General features: G+C 54.6%; 15 protein-coding genes. 3 read left to right on the top strand and 12 right to left on the bottom strand.

The features are described from left to right. Positions 1–6 precede the first annotated feature (6 nt). Entirely contained in the window at positions 7–702 is a 696-nt protein-coding gene (lipB, locus tag V7028_RS03760) for a lipoyl(octanoyl) transferase LipB (protein ID WP_442918673.1), read from the bottom strand. 44 nt (positions 703–746) lie between these two features. Between lipB and V7028_RS03755 the strand changes: the two genes are divergently transcribed. Continuing rightward, positions 747–1,406 carry a GNAT family N-acetyltransferase gene (locus V7028_RS03755; RefSeq protein ID WP_334118766.1) on the top strand — a complete coding sequence of 220 codons (660 nt, stop codon included), beginning with the start codon at positions 747–749 and terminating at the stop codon, positions 1,404–1,406. Here the strand turns inward: V7028_RS03755 and V7028_RS03750 are convergent. Together V7028_RS03750 and V7028_RS03745 are read right to left on the bottom strand one after the other, a co-directional pair. Then, positions 1,403–3,745 carry a hypothetical protein gene (locus V7028_RS03750; protein WP_334118765.1) on the bottom strand — a complete coding sequence of 781 codons (2,343 nt, stop codon included), beginning with the start codon at positions 3,743–3,745 and terminating at the stop codon, positions 1,403–1,405. The two genes, V7028_RS03755 and V7028_RS03750, sit on opposite strands and share 4 nt — an antisense overlap. 106 nt (positions 3,746–3,851) lie before the next feature. Then, on the bottom strand, positions 3,852–4,508 hold the full coding sequence (locus V7028_RS03745; protein WP_334118764.1) for a cupin domain-containing protein: 657 nt from the start codon (positions 4,506–4,508) through the stop codon (positions 3,852–3,854). Positions 4,509–4,703: 195 nt separating this feature from the next. Here V7028_RS03745 and V7028_RS15295 point away from each other — a divergent pair, with 195 nt between their 5' ends. Together V7028_RS15295 and V7028_RS03740 are read left to right on the top strand one after the other, a co-directional pair. Next, the gene (locus tag V7028_RS15295) at positions 4,704–5,168 is read left to right on the top strand and encodes a C40 family peptidase (protein ID WP_442918675.1); all 465 of its coding nucleotides are present in this window, start codon (positions 4,704–4,706) and stop codon (positions 5,166–5,168) included. Then, on the top strand, positions 5,161–5,652 hold the full coding sequence (locus V7028_RS03740; protein ID WP_334118763.1) for a hypothetical protein: 492 nt from the start codon (positions 5,161–5,163) through the stop codon (positions 5,650–5,652). Before V7028_RS15295 ends, V7028_RS03740 begins: the two co-directional genes overlap by 8 nt. Positions 5,653–5,780: 128 nt before the next feature. Here the strand turns inward: V7028_RS03740 and icmF are convergent, their stop codons facing one another. From icmF to gshA, 9 genes are all read right to left on the bottom strand, one after another. Next, positions 5,781–9,083: a fused isobutyryl-CoA mutase/GTPase IcmF gene (gene icmF / locus V7028_RS03735; RefSeq protein ID WP_334118762.1), complete on the bottom strand. Its 3,303-nt coding sequence runs from the start codon at positions 9,081–9,083 to the stop codon at positions 5,781–5,783. Further along, the gene (locus tag V7028_RS03730; protein ID WP_334118761.1) at positions 9,043–9,372 is read right to left on the bottom strand and encodes a DUF4212 domain-containing protein; all 330 of its coding nucleotides are present in this window, start codon (positions 9,370–9,372) and stop codon (positions 9,043–9,045) included. The genes icmF and V7028_RS03730 overlap by 41 nt, the downstream gene beginning before the upstream one ends. 9 nt (positions 9,373–9,381) lie before the next feature. Beyond that, on the bottom strand, positions 9,382–10,023 hold the full coding sequence (metW, locus tag V7028_RS03725) for a methionine biosynthesis protein MetW (protein WP_334118760.1): 642 nt from the start codon (positions 10,021–10,023) through the stop codon (positions 9,382–9,384). Beyond that, positions 10,020–11,156, bottom strand: coding sequence for a homoserine O-succinyltransferase MetX (gene metX, locus V7028_RS03720; RefSeq protein ID WP_334118759.1), 1,137 nt, complete (start codon positions 11,154–11,156; stop codon positions 10,020–10,022). Before metX ends, metW begins: the two co-directional genes overlap by 4 nt. A 109-nt stretch (positions 11,157–11,265) precedes the next feature. Continuing rightward, on the bottom strand, positions 11,266–13,017 hold the full coding sequence (gene ptsP, locus V7028_RS03715; protein WP_334118758.1) for a phosphoenolpyruvate--protein phosphotransferase: 1,752 nt from the start codon (positions 13,015–13,017) through the stop codon (positions 11,266–11,268). 3 nt (positions 13,018–13,020) lie between these two features. Continuing rightward, the gene (locus V7028_RS03710) at positions 13,021–13,290 is read right to left on the bottom strand and encodes an HPr family phosphocarrier protein (protein ID WP_334118757.1); all 270 of its coding nucleotides are present in this window, start codon (positions 13,288–13,290) and stop codon (positions 13,021–13,023) included. After that, positions 13,259–13,723 carry a PTS sugar transporter subunit IIA gene (locus V7028_RS03705; protein ID WP_334118756.1) on the bottom strand — a complete coding sequence of 155 codons (465 nt, stop codon included), beginning with the start codon at positions 13,721–13,723 and terminating at the stop codon, positions 13,259–13,261. Before V7028_RS03705 ends, V7028_RS03710 begins: the two co-directional genes overlap by 32 nt. After that, positions 13,723–14,685 (bottom strand): glutathione synthase, encoded by a 963-nt coding sequence (gene gshB, locus V7028_RS03700; RefSeq protein ID WP_334118755.1) that lies wholly within the window; start codon positions 14,683–14,685, stop codon positions 13,723–13,725. The genes V7028_RS03705 and gshB overlap by 1 nt, the downstream gene beginning before the upstream one ends. Then, a complete protein-coding gene (gene gshA, locus V7028_RS03695) occupies positions 14,682–15,971 on the bottom strand; it encodes a glutamate--cysteine ligase (protein WP_334118754.1) in 1,290 nt (429 codons plus the stop codon). Before gshA ends, gshB begins: the two co-directional genes overlap by 4 nt. Between the last annotated feature and the right edge of the window lie 46 nt (positions 15,972–16,017).

Below are 16,017 nucleotides of genomic sequence, written 5' to 3'. Positions count from 1 at the left end.
TGCTCCTTAGGCCTTGGCTGCGGATCGTGCAGCTTCAAGGTGTTGAACCAGATTTTTCATCAGATGCACTTGCATCTCAGGAAGTGAAATTTTAACACCAATCGTGGCCAAGTCCACCGTTTCCAGGCCTTCATACCCACACGGGTTGATCTGCTGGAAGGGTTTCAGGTCCATGTTCACGTTCAGGGACAGGCCGTGATAGGCGCAGCCCTTGCGGATCTTGATGCCCAAAGCCGCTATTTTGGCCAAACCACCGTTGTGAAATGTGTACACGCCGGGCGCATTGGGTTTGCGTTGGGCATCTGCCACACCCACCTGCACCAGCGCGTCAATCACGCTTTGTTCCAGCAGTTGCACGTATTCGCGCACCTTCAAACCATAATGCCGAAGGTCCAGAAGCGGGTAAATAACAATTTGCCCCGGCCCGTGGTAGGTGATTTGCCCACCCCGATCGGTATTGACCAAGGGAATGTTGTTGCGCTGCAACATATGCGCAGGGTCACCAGCAAGCCCCAAGGTGAAAACCGGGGGGTGTTCACAAATCCAGATGTGGTCGCTATCCTGCCCCCCACGGGCGTCTGTGAAATTTCGCATGGCCTCCCAGGTCGGCAAATAATCGACCAAGCCTAATTGGCGAATTTGAATAGAGCCTCCAACTTGCAAGCCATTGGGTTGCAGGGGGCTTTCGTCTTGATGGATCATGTAAGCAAATTTCCGATGTTTACAATTTTGCAGTTGAGTCCATTATGTCCTCTGAGCCCATTGAATGGTTTGATATCCCCAGCGTGCTGGGGCGCAGGGCAGCATCCATTCTGGGGCTGTCGAAAGTTCCAATTGTGGAACTGGACGATTCGCACCGCCCCTTGATTCTTGCACATTTGCTGGCCCTGAATGAAACAGATCGCCGCTTGCGTTTCAGTTATGCACTGGGCGACGCGGCCATTGCAAAGTACACGGCAAGCCTCGACTTTGAACGCGATTCAGTTTTTGGAATTTTCGGGCGCGACGATGTGCTGCTGGGTGTGGTGCATTTGGCGGCCCTGAATGAAGCTGCCGACGGCAAAACCCCCAAGGGGGCCGAGTTGGGTTTGTCGCTGGATGCCAACATGCGCAGGCACGGCCTGGGCACCTTGCTGTTTCAGCGCGCGTTGCGCCGCGCCCGCAACGAGGGCATTGAAATGTTGTTCATCTTCACCCTGATGGACAATGAGGCGATGCTGCGCATTGCCCACAAACTGAACATGCGGGTCAGCACCGCCGATGGCCAGTGCGAGGCCCACTTGCGTGTGGAGCCCGCCAGCACCGGCTCAATGGTGCGCGAATTTGTGGATGAACACCTGGCCGACCTGGATCACTTGTTCAAGGGTTCCCTGAACCAGTTCAAGAGGTGGGCGGAAGAACTTTAACCGGGTGTGCACTCAGGCAACGGATCACTGCCCTTGAATACCCAGATCGGTGCGCTCACGGCGACAATCCGGTCGCCACGCTTCACACGCAGGAAATACCAGTTTTTGCCCTCGGTAGGTGTTACCGTGAATCGCCCAGCCTTGCCATTTCGCGTTTGAAGTGGCACGTAGCGGCCTTCTGCATTGCTGGCTGGCCCGGATTGCGAACTGAACAGTTCAATCGACATGCCTTGAAGTGGGTCCGTGGGGTTGATACTGTCCACATTGAATTCAAGCTGAACCGTGTTGTTGCGGGTTCCAATTCGCGAGCCCATTGGCGTGCGCTGGTTGGCCTGCGCAGCCTCAAAGTTCATGCGCAATACGTTTTCATCTTGGGCAACTGTGTAAAAGCGGCGCGCCAGAAATGCTTCGCGAATGTCGGCTTGATTATTCGAGCGCGCAATCAACACGGTTTTTGGCAAGCTGCTGCCGCCCCAATCGGTGGCGTGGTGGTCTTCAGAACCAACCGGACCAAGGTACCAGCCTTTGTCGAGTGCGTGACCAAACCACGAACCCGATTTTCCATCGCTATCATATTCACTGCCCTTGCCAAACACCTCCACCCCCACCACCCGGTAGTCGGCTGCTGGAACATATTTGAAGTCGTTGAAGGCATAGGCCGAATCGCCTTGCTGGAACACATTCAGCGAATTCAACGCGCCAGCCATGCGGGTGGCCTGGCCCGCGCCCTCACCAATTTGCAGGAACACGCTGTGCAGGGCATCTTCACGCCCAGGGTGATTGAACACCATCAGGCCATCGGCGCCGCCACCAAGCTGCGGGGACGACACAAACCATTGCCAGAACAGGTCCATGGACACCGCATAGCCGGGGCCGGTTTTCGCATTGATGTTGTTTGTGCTGAGGTACACATTGGCATGGCCGAACCGGTCAGATGTCCATTCAAAGCCACGCATGGCGGTGAACTGCCCAAGGGATTCCGCTGTAACCTGCTCAGCCTGCGCCAGCGTGGTTTGCCACTTGGTCAGACTGTTGGGCAGGTTGTCCGGGTCGGAAATCAAACAGGACAAGGGATTGTCCATGCAATTGTCGGGGTCGGGCAGGGCCAGCGGAATGGACAGGTTGTCCGAATGGTCCGAAGACATCACGAAACTCATGCCGCGTTCGCGTGTTTGCTGGTAAACCTGTAGCGGGTCGGTGTTGGCCTGCCCGTCGGAATAAGCGGTGTGCTCATGCATGGCGCCCAGCAAGTGCGCATAGCCCCGCCCATTCAAACCAGCCCCGTAAAACGGCGTGCATTGCCCGGCAGACGCTTGCTGTGCAGCAAGCAGTTCAGGTGTGCCAGTTGAAGTGGATCGCACACTGGCATTCACGGTGCGCTGGGCAACACCAGCCTGAAAGTTTTGGCGGTCAGACACTTCAATGCTGAAGGTCAAGGTTTGATCGGCAAGGTCTGCCGGAATTTGTGCCTGCGCTTCGGCCCGGTTGGCATTGCTCAAGGGCACGCCTGTGCCACCTGTTTGCGTCCAGCGGTAAAACAGGGGGTCGCCATCCGCGTCGGTGGCTTCCACGGTCAGGTTCAGTGTTTCACCGGGGCGCACGGGTTCGGGCAGGGCCGTGGCGTTTTGAATCACGGGTGCTGTGTTTGACGCGCGATCGGGCGTGGTGACTGCAAACAGTTTGAAACCAAGGCCCATGTCGTTGTCGATTGCCATGGCGCGAACGGCGTAGGTTTGCGACACCGGGGAATTGGGAAGTTGTACGTTCAAGTTGCAGCTTGTTTCTTCATACTGGGTGTTCAGCGTTTCGTTGCGCCACTGATAGGTTTGGATGGTGCCATCTGAATCTGTGGACTCACAGGCACTGGCCATGAGTCGATTGTCCGACCCGACAGGTGAAGCAGTGGTGTTGACCACGGGCAAGGCGTTGTCAAAGGTGTTCTGAATGTTGATTTGTACCTGGTCTTCAAGCACTGAACCGTCGGAGAATTGCACTTGCAAGGTAAACAGTGCTGGTGTGTTTTCATTCACCTGGGGCAAAACAAGATCAAGCACGGCCTCGTCAGAACGCCCTGCCGAACCGAAGTACACCGTGTTTTCATTTGCCGGAAACCATGCATAACCCAACACGGCATTGTCATCGCTGGTTTGAACCTGCGCGGTCAATGTCACGTTGCTTCTTTCGGCCGCTTGCAAGTTTTCTCCGGCGTTGATCGAGGTATTTTTTTCTTGCCCTTCAATGCGGGTCGAAGTTGCAGGATCATCGCTGCTGCTACCGGTGCACGCAGCGAGAAAAAACAGGGTAGCAAGAATGTATGCGAAGCGAATGTTGTACAGCATGGTGACAGTCCGGTTGATTGTGGAACTGTTACCAGGACAGGCGCGCTTAAGATGAGGTGAAACCCACTAAGAGACAAGTCACTGATTTGACACAATCGCTGTGCTGTCAGTCGACCAGGTGGCCCGTGCGGACAAGAATGGTGCAGCCTTCCTTGCTGAAAGGCGTATGCACACTGGCATGCGGGCTGCGAATCCAGGTGCCCGCCGGGTAGTCGCCATTTTCGTCGGAGAACACGCCGTCGAGCACAAAAATTTCTTCGCCACCCATGTGGCGATGCATGTTGAAATAAGTGCCGGGCGCCCAGCGAACCAAGGCAGTGTGGCGGGTCTCGAAACTGTCCAGCGGCATCACCTTCAAGCCGGGCACCAAACCTTGTCGCCATTCTGCGGCGTTGGTGTTGATGACCACAGGTGTTTGGTCTTCCGCACGCATGTGGCGCAACTTGACCAGAATGGTGCACCCCGCCGTGGACTTGGGTGAATGTTTGGTACCCACGGGGTTTTTAACGAAAGTACCTGCGGGGTATGCGCCGAATTCGTCCTCAAACGTGCCTTCCAGCACGAAAAATTCTTCACCGCCACCATGTTCATGTTCAGGAAAAGTACATCCGGGGTCGTAACGAACAATGGAGGTAAGGCGTGCCACTTCATCGCCATCGCGTTCCAGCGGCTTGCGCCAAACACCGGGGGCTGGGGATGGAATCCACTCAACGTTGTTGCTGTTGACGACTGCGCGTTGGGAAAGATCAGCGTTGAGTTTCATGGTGCTGCTTGTTGTGTACTGCGGTGGGTTGATTTTAACGCAAAGCTCGCATTAATCGGCGCCGATTGGGTTGAACTACTCCGCCTATCGTGGACTACTCACTAGCCGGGTGCCGAGCAAGTCCGCTTTGTGAGTTCAATCAATTCGGATTACACATTTGACCCCAAACTTGACCCCTCGCGATACTCAGCCTAAATTCCAGGCAATTTACAAAGCAGCGGCCCAGGAATAGTCTCTGAAGCAAAACGAGTTCATCAATTAGTTGATGATAAAAAATACGTTTGGGGAGGGAAAACTCTGAATGGATTCGATTGTTCTGGATTTGTTGGCTATGTTTTTAGTAACCTGTTCCCAGAAAAAAGGACTCACTTCCAAACAAGTGTACAAGGTTTCATCGATAGTCAATTATTCGACACTGTTGATACTGCAATGCCCGGCGACATCATCATATTTCCCTCCACTGGCAGTTTTGTGAACCACATGGGAATCGTTATCGACCAAGAGCGTTGGATAGGATCCCAGTCTTCGACTGGTGTTGAGTATGTAAAATTCAGCAACACTTTCTGGGGAAAGCGAAAGCATTACTTTCGCCGATTGAAAAACTACTCAACACAATCGATATCAAGCTACATCAATAATGCGGGCTTTCTTCATGCTTAAACTCCAGATCTTATTGAGCGTTGCTGTATCTGCTGTTCTTTTAGCCTGCAACGCGTCCAAAGAAGAATCCACGGATTCAACACAGACGCAATGGCGTTTCGAATCTTACTCATGCGCTTTCGCATGTGACCCCATGCTTGATGAAGTTCTAAAACCGCGAGTTGGCGATGTACTCGATTTCAAATCGCCTCAGAATGGATTTGATTTGTTCAGCGAATGCGGTGGAACGATTTCTTTGAAACCAACCAAGCTCAGCCGCGAAGAATTGTTTGAACAACTGAATCAAACTGTACCGCCCAACCAACTATTCTCAGAAAAAAATACCGGCTTAGCAGAATCGACTTTAAACACAGCCCAAGCAATTTGCCATGAGAACGGAAAATCTTCCTCGACTTTTTGGGTTGTATCACTGAACAATCAGGAAATGAAAGTGTACTTTGAAGGTGCGAGTTTTCTGAACTTCAAAGCAATGAAGAAGGACTGATGCGCAGCAAACCACTGACAAAGGTTTGAAGGGTGCTTGGCAAAAAAGGGCGCGGTTTTCTGTGCGGAATCGGGCAACCCCGCCGAGTTGACTCAAAAACCACCGCGACCAATCAACGCAATCAACCCCTACATCGACCTGCGGTACTTCCCGCCCACTTCAAACAGCGCCTGCGTAATCTGCCCCAGAGAACACACCCGCACCGCATCCACCAGCACTTCAAACACATTGCCACCGTCCATCGCGGTTTGCTTCAATCGTTCAAGCATGGGTCCGCTTTCCGAAGCATGCCGCTGCTGAAATTCTGCAAGGCGTTTGAGCTGGCTCAGTTTTTCTTCTTCCGTGGCACGGGCCAGTTCAAGCGAATTCAGTGAATCTGCATTTTCATCCGCATTGGTAAAAGTGTTCACCCCGACAATGGGCAGCGTACCGTCGTGCTTCTGAATTTCATAGTGCATCGATTCTTCCTGAATTTTGCTGCGCTGGTAGCCTGTTTCCATGGCACCCAACACGCCGCCCCGCTCACTGATTCTATCCAGTTCAACCAGCACCGCGTTTTCCACCAGTTCAGTCAACTCTTCAACAATGAATGCGCCTTGATTCGGGTTTTCGTTTTTGGCCAAGCCCCATTCCTTGTTGATGATCAACTGTATGGCCATGGCGCGGCGCACACTTTCTTCGGTGGGCGTGGTTACCGCTTCGTCATACGCGTTGGTGTGCAGGCTGTTGCAGTGGTCGTACACGGCAATCAATGCCTGCAAGGTGGTACGTATGTCGTTGAACGCAATTTCCTGTGCGTGCAAGCTGCGGCCACTGGTTTGAATGTGGTATTTCAGCTTTTGGCTGCGGTCGCTGGCACCGTAACGGTCGCGCATGGCGATGGACCAAATGCGGCGCGCCACGCGACCCAGCACGGTGTATTCCGGGTCCATGCCGTTGCTAAAGAAGAAGCTTAAGTTGGGCGCAAAATCGTCAATCTTCATGCCACGCGCAAGGTAAGCTTCCACGAAAGTAAAGCCGTTGCTCAGCGTAAAGGCCAGTTGCGAAATCGGGTTCGCGCCCGCTTCAGCAATGTGATAGCCGCTGATCGACACGCTGTAGAAATTGCGCACTTCATGGTCAATAAAATACTGCTGAATGTCTCCCATCACGCGCAAACTGAATTCAGTCGAGAAGATGCAGGTGTTCTGGCCCTGATCCTCTTTCAGAATATCGGCCTGCACAGTGCCGCGCACCGCTTTCAAAGTAGCCGCCTTAATTTGTGCGTATTCATCTGCATTGGGTGCGCGCTTTTTTTCAGCGGTGAATTTGTCCACCTGCTGGTCAATGGCCGTATTCAGGAACATGGCCAGAATGCTGGGCGCCGGGCCGTTGATGGTCATCGACACACTGGTGCTGGGTGCGCACAAATCAAAACCGCTGTACAACACTTTCATGTCGTCGAGCGTGGCCACACTCACACCACTGGTGCCTACCTTGCCGTAAATATCGGGGCGCAGGTCAGGGTCAAAGCCGTACAGGGTGACTGAATCAAATGCAGTGGACAATCGCTTGGCATCGCTGCCACTGCTCAACATTTTAAAACGGCGATTGGTGCGGGCTGCATCGCCTTCACCGGCAAACATGCGGGTGGGGTCCTCATTTTCGCGCTTAACCGGAAACACGCCAGCAGTGAATGGGAAGTAGCCTGGCAAGTTTTCCAGCATCACGAATTTCAACAAATCGGCGCGGCTGGTGAACCTGGGCAAGCTGACCCGGTTTATTTTCAAGCCACACAGCGTGGTCACAGTCAGCGGGGCTTGCAGGGCCTTGCCGCGTACCTCGTAAGTCAGCGTATCACCGCGGTAGCCCTCGGCCAGCTTGGAATAATCTTTCATGGCCTGTTGTGCGGCTGTGCTGATGCGGGTGTTGGTTAATTCAACAATGTCGTCCAGCGCTTCAACGGCTTTGGTTTTGTCTGGCTTGTGCTCAAGCAGCAGGGCTTGCGCGCGTTCCATGCATTCCAGGTCGTACACAGCCACCACGTCTTTTTGAACCTGCAGCTTGTAGCTGCGTACGGCCTGCACAATTTCTGCCAGATAGCGCACCCGCTCGGAAGGCACCACCGCTTTCATGGTAGTGGAGTGTTTGGTGTCAATCGCATTGAACAGGCCTTTGGAGGGCTTGGCAATGGGCAGTGCTTCACGAAGTGCCTTGTAAAGGGCACTGACGCCATCGTCGTTGAAACGGCTGGCCAGTGTGCCGTACACCGGCATGGTGTCGGGCATGCTGGTAAACGCCATGCGGTTGCGCTGCACCTGCTTGCACACATCGCGCAGGGCATCCAGCGCGCCTTTGCGATCAAACTTGTTCACGGCCACAAAATCGGCAAAGTCCAGCATGTCGATTTTTTCAAGCTGGCTGGCTGCGCCATATTCGGGTGTCATCACATACAGGCTGAAATCCACATGCGGCACAATGGCGGCATCGCCCTGGCCAATGCCCGGTGTTTCAATCAACACCACATCGAACCCCGTGGCACGGCACAGGGCAATGATGTCGGGCAAAGTGGCGGGTACTTCTTGCGCGGAATCGCGCGTGGCCAGTGAACGCATAAACACTTTGGAGCCATTGGCGGCCCACGGGCCAATCGCATTCATGCGAATGCGATCTCCCAGCAAGGCACCGCCGGTTTTGCGGCGCGATGGGTCAACACACACCACACCAATGGTCAAATCGTCCCCATGGTCCATGCGCAGGCGGCGAATCAATTCATCGGTCAGGCTTGATTTGCCTGCACCACCGGTGCCGGTAATGCCCAGCACAGGGGTTTTGCTGGCTTTGGCTTGCGCACGAATGGCGTCCAAATCAACCGCAGGCACTTCGTCGCGTTCAAGGCGGGTAATCAGTTGGGTGAGTAGCTGCCAGTTGTTGGCCAAGGCTTGAATACTGTCGGGGGTACACTTCACTTCGGCCTTTTTGCGAGCGTCGCGAACCTGTGCAGCGCGTGCAATCATGTCGCCGATCATGCCTTCAAGGCCCATGGTCTGGCCGTCATGCGGACTGTAAATGCGGTTCACGCCATAGGCTTGCAGGGCTTCAATTTCAGACGGCAGAATAACGCCGCCACCGCCACCAAACACCTGAATGTGGCCCGCATGTTGAGCCTTCAGCTCATCGACCATGTATTTGAAAAATTCGTTGTGCCCACCTTGGTACGAACTGACCGCCAGGCCATCCGCATCTTCCTGAATGGCTGCATCGACCAGTTCCTGAACCGAGCGGTTGTGCCCCAAGTGGATGACTTCCGCACCCTGGCTTTGCAACAAACGGCGAATCATGTTGATGGCAGCATCGTGGCCGTCGAACAGGGATGAACCTGTGACAAATCGCAGGGGCGTGCGTTGGGTGTCAGAGAGGGGTTTCCCCACCTCGCCGGTGCTGCTCTTCATGTCTGTCTCCTGATGGGTTGCGGTTGTTTTCCACCGCTCGTTTGAATTTTAATTCTAACCTATCCATACGCCATGCGTAGCATGCAACCAGACCTAAAAAGCTTAAAAGAAGAACACTGGAGATGACCCAATAAGACAATGGCACCCCGTAAACCGTGATGCCAAGCTGGGGAATGAACAAAACAACACTAAGGATTAGCGCAACCCACACCCCAAGCAGATGCCAGGTAATTCGCTTAACCTGCCGCCAGTACTCGTTTTCAAGTGGGGTGGTGTGCAGGTTTTTCATGAACCGCCCCTAGGCTGCAAACTGGGGTTTGAAGCGATACACCGCCAGGGTGCTGCGCAGGTTGCCCAGAAACTCAACTGGTTCGCCGTTCAGGAAAAGCTGCTTGCCCAGCACCTTATGCCCGATTTGGGCCACCAGTGCTTCGAAGTCTTTGGGCGTGCACAGGTGAATATTGGGCGTGTTGTACCACTGATAGGGCATTTGCTTGGACACTGGCATGCGGCCCAAAGCAATGGACCACACATGGTACCAATGGCCAAAATTGGGGAAACTGACAATGCCTTCCTTGCCCACGCGAGCAATTTCCTTGAGGATGCGTTCGGTGTTGTGCATGGCCTGCAGGGTTTGGGAAAGAATGACCACGTCAAAGGCGTGGTCCTCGAACATGGCCAGGCCCTTTTCAAGGTCTTGCTGAATCACATTGACGCCATTGGCCACACTGCGCTGCACATTGGTGTCGTCAATTTCAACACCATAGCCCTTGGCCTTGCGGGTTGTCATCAAGCGAGCCAGGAACGAGCCATCGCCACAGCCCAAGTCCAGCACGCGTGCGCCCATGGGTACCCAGCTTTCAATCAAATCAAGATCGGCCCGGGGCACCACGATGGGCAAGGGTTGCACGTCTTGCGGCACAGCATGCAGGTTTTTCATGCGAGCTCCCTGGCGATACGCTCAAAGTAACCCCGAACCACGTTGTGGTAGCGCGGATCGGTCAACAAAAAGGCATCGTGACCATGCGGGGCGTCAATTTCAGCGTAGGTTACGTCGCGCTGGTTGGCCATCAAGGCTTCCACAATTTCTCGGGTTCGCTCGGGGGCAAAACGCCAATCGGTGGTGAAACTGACCAGCAGGAATTTGGCTTTGGATGCTTCCAGCGCCTTGACCAGATCGCCGCCCGTGTGCCGTGCAGGGTCAAAATAATCCAGCGCCTTGGTGATCAACAGGTAGGTGTTGGCGTCGAAATAATCTGCGAACTTGTCGCCCTGGTAACGCAGGTAGCTTTCTACCTGAAAATCGACATCCAGCCCGTAGTTGTAGTCGCCGTTGCGCAGCGTGCGGCCGAATTTCTCGGCCATGTCGTCACCGCTCAGGTAGGTAATATGACCAATCATTCGGGCCAAACGCAGGCCGCGCTTGGGCACCACGCCGTGCTCGTAGTAATTGCCACCGTGAAAATCGGGGTCAGTCACAATGGCCTGGCGGGCCACTTCGTTGAAGGCAATGTTTTGCGCGCTCAGCTTGGGCGTTGACGCAACCACCATACAATGGCCCACGCGGTCAGGGTAACTAAGGCTCCATTGCAGGGCCTGCATGCCACCCAGGCTGCCACCCATGACGGCTGCAAACTTCTGGATGCCAAAATGATCAGCCAGGCGCACCTGGGCATTCACCCAGTCTTGAACTGTGACAAACGGAAATGTGGCCCCATAAGGCTTGCCGGTCTCGGGGTTGATGCTGCTGGGGCCAGTAGACCCAAAACACGAACCGAGGTTGTTCACGCCGATGACAAAAAACCGGTTGGTGTCCAGGGGCTTGCCTGGGCCTACCATGTTGTCCCACCAGCCTTCGCTTTTTTCTTCCCCCTCGTACAAGCCCGCCACATGGTGCGAGGCATTCAGGGCATGGCACACCAGCACAGCATTGCTTTTCTCGGCATTCAGCGTGCCGTAGGTTTCCACCATCAAGGAATAGCTGGGCAGGGTTTTACCGCACTCGAGCAACAGCGGTGCAGTAAATTCAATAAGTTCGGGCTTTACAAAGCCCACAGACTGGTTGGCAGACACAATACGGCGTTTCTAAAGTTGGATTGTTTGTTCTTGCAAGCCTTTGAGTATAAATCGCAAACTGCTGGCCCAAGCAGTTCAAATGCGGGTCGGGGTGCAAAGTGGCGGCTTAGTCGTTGTGCAGTTGACGCATCAGCCCATCAATTTTCTCGATGTCGAAAGTTCGAATCATTTTTTTGACCAGCTTCTGTGTGTGCCCGAAGTCTGTTTTCAACAGCAGCTCTTTCACGTCCAGCAACTGCGAAGGGTGCATGGAATACTGCGTCAAGCCCATGCCCAACAACAAACGGGTCAGGCGAATGTCGCCTGCCATTTCGCCGCACACGCTGACAGGCACACCCGCTTTGTCAGCACATGAAATGACTTCGTAGACCAAACGAAGAACCGCCGGGTGCAAAGGATCATAAAGATGCGCCACCTGGTGATCTACCCGGTCCACGGCCAGCGTGTACTGGATCAGATCGTTGGTACCAATTGACACGTAATCCAGATAATTCAGGAAATGGGGCAGGCTAAGTGCAGTTGCCGGCACTTCGATCATGCCGCCAATGGGCACGTCCTGATTGGCCTGAAAACGCCGCTCCAGCAATTGTTCACGGGCCATGTCGATGTAAGTCAAGGCCTGCCGCGTTTCACGAATATTGGTCAACATGGGCAGCAAGATTTTCACGGGCCCGTGTTTCGCGGCACGCAACAGCGCGCGTATTTGCGTGAGAAAAATTGCCGGTTCGGCCAGGCTGAACCGAATGGAGCGCAAGCCCAGCGCAGAGGTGCTTGAAACCGGGGGGGCACTGCTGTTGGCCCCGTCGAACTGCAAGGTTTTGTCGGCCCCAAGATCAAGCGTGCGCACCGTGACCGGCTTGCCCTTCATGGCCTTGATCACCTTGCGGTAGGCTTCAAACTGCTCGTCTTCGGAAGGCCATTCCTTGCGGTTCATAAACAGGAATTCAGAACGGAACAGACCCACGCCATCGGCACCCGCATCCACCACACCCTTGATGTCTTCAGGCAATTCGATATTGGCCAGCAATTCTATTCGGCGGCCACATTGCGTACGGGATTCCGTGGTGATCAGGCGTTTTAACCGCTGGCGTGAAAGAGCCAGAATGGCCTGCTTGCGCTGGTACTCATCAACCACCATGGTGGCGGGGTCAAGAAACACTGCGCCAATTTTGCCATCGACCACCACCAGGTCACCGTTGTGCACGAATTCAAGCGCACGGGGCACACCCACCACGGCAGGAATGCCCAGGCTGCGCGCCACGATGGCGGTGTGCGATGTGGCGCCCCCCATCTCGGTCACAAAAGCACCCACGCGGCGGCCTTTGAGCTGCACCATGTCAGCGGGTGAAATGTCGTGCGCCACAATCAGCCAGGGGTCTTCGTTTTCACCTTCGGGCGGCAAAGGCATAGCCGTTGCATGTCCACGCAATGACTTCAATACCCGCTCCACCACCTGGCGCACATCGCTGTTGCGTTCGCGAAAGTAATCGTCTTCAATCGCGGAGAACTGCTCCAGCAGCACTTCCATTTGCTCAATCAAGGCCCACTCGGCATTGATCAGTTTGTTTTGAATGAGGTTTTTGGGTTCTTCTGAAAGAATTGGATCTTGCAGAATCAAGGTGTGCAGGTTCAGAAAGGCGTCAAATTCAGCAGGCGAGTCTGCGCTGATCTGCGCGCGAATTTCAACAAGTTCTTCGGTGACGCGCTTAACCGCGTTGTCGAATCGCTTTTTCTCGAAACGCACCGACTTTTTTTCGATGCGGTTGCGGGGAATGTCCCGCATGGCCGTGTCCCATACCAGGGCCCGGCTGACCGCAATGCCTCTGGATACCGCAATACCATGCAAAGCCAGGGTCATGAGTTACTCGCCTTCGCCAAATTTGTCGTCAATCAGTGCCACAAGGGCGGCAATGGCCTCGGCTTCGTCGCTCCCCTCAGCTTCCAGAACCACTTCGTGCCCCTTGCCTGCAGCCAGCATCATGACGCCCATGATGCTTTTGGCATTCACCCGGCGGCCTGCTTTGGCAATCCACACTTCCGACTGGAATCGGCTGGCGGTTTGCGTCAACTTGACCGAAGCACGGGCATGCAAGCCCAATTTATTGCTGATGGTGATCTCTTGCTGAATCATCGTTTTTTGCCGGGTTAAAAGTTTGACGTTGCGGTGCTGTAGCACCCGTGCTGACAATGCCATTTCGACCGCCCATGACCAGACGCTCGGCAACTTCATTAAGGGGAATGTCGCGAAAACCCAAGGCACGAAGCACCATAGGCAGATTGCAACCCGACACCAGAACCGTGGGCAGGTTAAGCGATTCTGCGCCCGCGCGCACCGCCGCATTCGAGGGGGTTGCGCCAAACAGGTCTGTCAGAAACACAACACCCGCACCCGCTTGCACCAGGTGTGCCGCGTCTTGAATGCGCTTGACGGTGGTGTCGATGTCTTCGGTGGCAGGCACATCAACAACCACGAAACCATCCGGCACACCGCCCATGACGTGTTGCACACATTGGGCAATTGAGTCGCCCAGTGGCGCATGGGTAACCAAAACCAAACCCAGCATCAGCGCACCTCCTGCAAGGCGGTTTCCACCGCCTGCACAAATGTGTCTGCAACGGGGAAGCCCGTTTGATCCATGATCTCACGGAAGCAGGTGGGGCTGGTAACGTTAACTTCGGTCAGATTTTCGCCAATAATGTCCAAACCCACCAGCAACAAACCACGTTTTTTCAGTTCAGGGCCCAGCGTGCGTGCGATGTGCCAATCGTTTTCGCTGAGCGGTTGAGCCCGACCTGTACCACCGGCAGCCAGATTGCCGCGGTGCTCGCCTTCCTTGGGCAGGCGCGCCAGGCAAAAAGGTACCGGTTCGCCATTGATCAGCAACACGCGCTTGTCGCCATCCACAATTTCCGGAATATAACGCTGAATCATGGCGGTTTTTCGACCGTAGTCAGTCAGCGTTTCCAGAATTACGCCCGTGTTCTGGTCACCTTTTTTCAGGCGAAAAATGGAGGTGCCACCCATGCCGTCCAGCGGCTTGGCAATCGCGTCCGGGTGTTCGTTCAAAAACCCGCGCAGTTGTGCTGCATTGCGCGACACCAAGGTGGGCACCACAAACTGCTCAAACTGCGCAATCGCGAATTTTTCATTGTGATCACGAATGGCGCGCGGACTATTGAATACGCGTGCGCCCTCGCGTTCAGCCTGTTCCAGCAACCAGGTTGCCGTTACAAATTCTGCATCGAAAGGCGGGTCTTTGCGCATCACAATGGCGCCCAAGTCTTTCAACGCCACTTCCTCGCGGCCCACTTCGCTAAACCAGGGCTTGTTCGCGCGGTCAATCAGGATCCACACCACGTGGGCACGCACGCCCGAACCGGTGGCCCAGTGCATGCCGCCATCCTCGATCACGCCGACCTTCCAGCCACGGGATTGCGCAGACTCCATCATCGCGATGGTTGAATCTTTTTTGGGGTTCAGGCTGGTCAGTGGATCAATCACGCACACGAAACTTTGACTGCTCATGCGGCCAACTCCACGCTTGCGGTGGCCTCCAGTTCCTGTGACGCCGCCAAGGCAGCCAGGCGGCCAATCACGCCGTAGGCGTAGAAACGGTTCATGGCGGCATCGGGGCGGTCACTGCAATCGGGCGTGTTGCATGGCGTTTCAAAGGCCAGGGGTACAAAGTGCATGCCGGGTGCGTTCAGGTTTTCATCGCGACCACGGCCAGTGTGCACGCGATAAAAACCGCCCACCACGTAACGGTCAATCATGTAGACCACGGGTTCGGCCACGGCATCTTCAATGCTCTCGAAGGTGTGTACTCCCTCTTGAATAATCACGTCAGACACCTGCAAACCTTCTTTGACCACCGACATTTTGTTGCGCTGCTTGCGGTTCAAGCCCACCACTTCCGAGGCGTCTTTCACGGTCATGATGCCCATGCCGTAAGTACCGGCATCTGCCTTCACCACCACGTAGGGTTGTTCTTCAATGCCATATTCAGCATATTTTTTACGGGTTTTGGCCAGCACTTCATCCACAGCCTGCGCCAAAGCCTCTTCACCCACGCGTTCCTGAAAATTAAGTTGATTGCGGTGCGTGAAATAGGGATTGATCAGCCAGGGGTCGATTTCCAGCATCTCGGCAAAGGCATCAACGACCGAATCGTAAGCCTTGAAATGCTCGCTTTTGCGGCGTGTGGCCCAGCCAGCATGCAATGGTGGCAACAGAATTTGGTCTTTGATGCCTTGAAGGATGTGCGGCACACCAGCCGACAAATCGTTGTTCAACAATATCGCGCAGGGCTCCAAGCCGTCTACACCCACCCGGTTGCCATAGCGCTTCAAGGGTTCGAGTACGATGAATTGACCATCGGGCAAATCGAAGCGGGTAGGCTCGGTAATTTCCGGCGACACCGAACCCAAACGAATGTCCAGGCCTGTTTGTTTCAAAATTGCAGCCAAGCGGGCCACGTTGCTTAAGTAAAAAGTGTTGCGGGTGTGGTTTTCAGGCACAAGTACCATGCTGCGCGCCTCGGGGCAAATTTTCTCAATCGCGCTCATGGCCGCCTGAATGGCCAGCGGCATCATGTCGGGCGCAAGATTGTTGAACCCCCCGGGAAACAGATTGGTGTCAACAGGGGCAAGCTTGAAACCGGCATTGCGCACATCGACTGAACTGTAGAACGGTGGAGTATTCTCGTTCCAGGCCATGCGAAACCATCTTTCGATTTCGGTGGTTTTGTCGAGCATTCGTTTTTCGAGGTCCAGTAGCGGACCGGTTAAGGCTGTAACAAGATGTGGAACCATCAACATTCTCTGGGTAAGACACTTCGCCAAGTGTAATCCAAAACGC

This window comes from Limnobacter sp., from assembly GCF_036846585.1.
GTDB lineage: Bacteria > Pseudomonadota > Gammaproteobacteria > Burkholderiales > Burkholderiaceae_B > Limnobacter.
The sequence above is the reverse complement of the archived record's forward strand: the minus strand, read 5'-3'. Positions and strand labels throughout refer to the sequence as shown.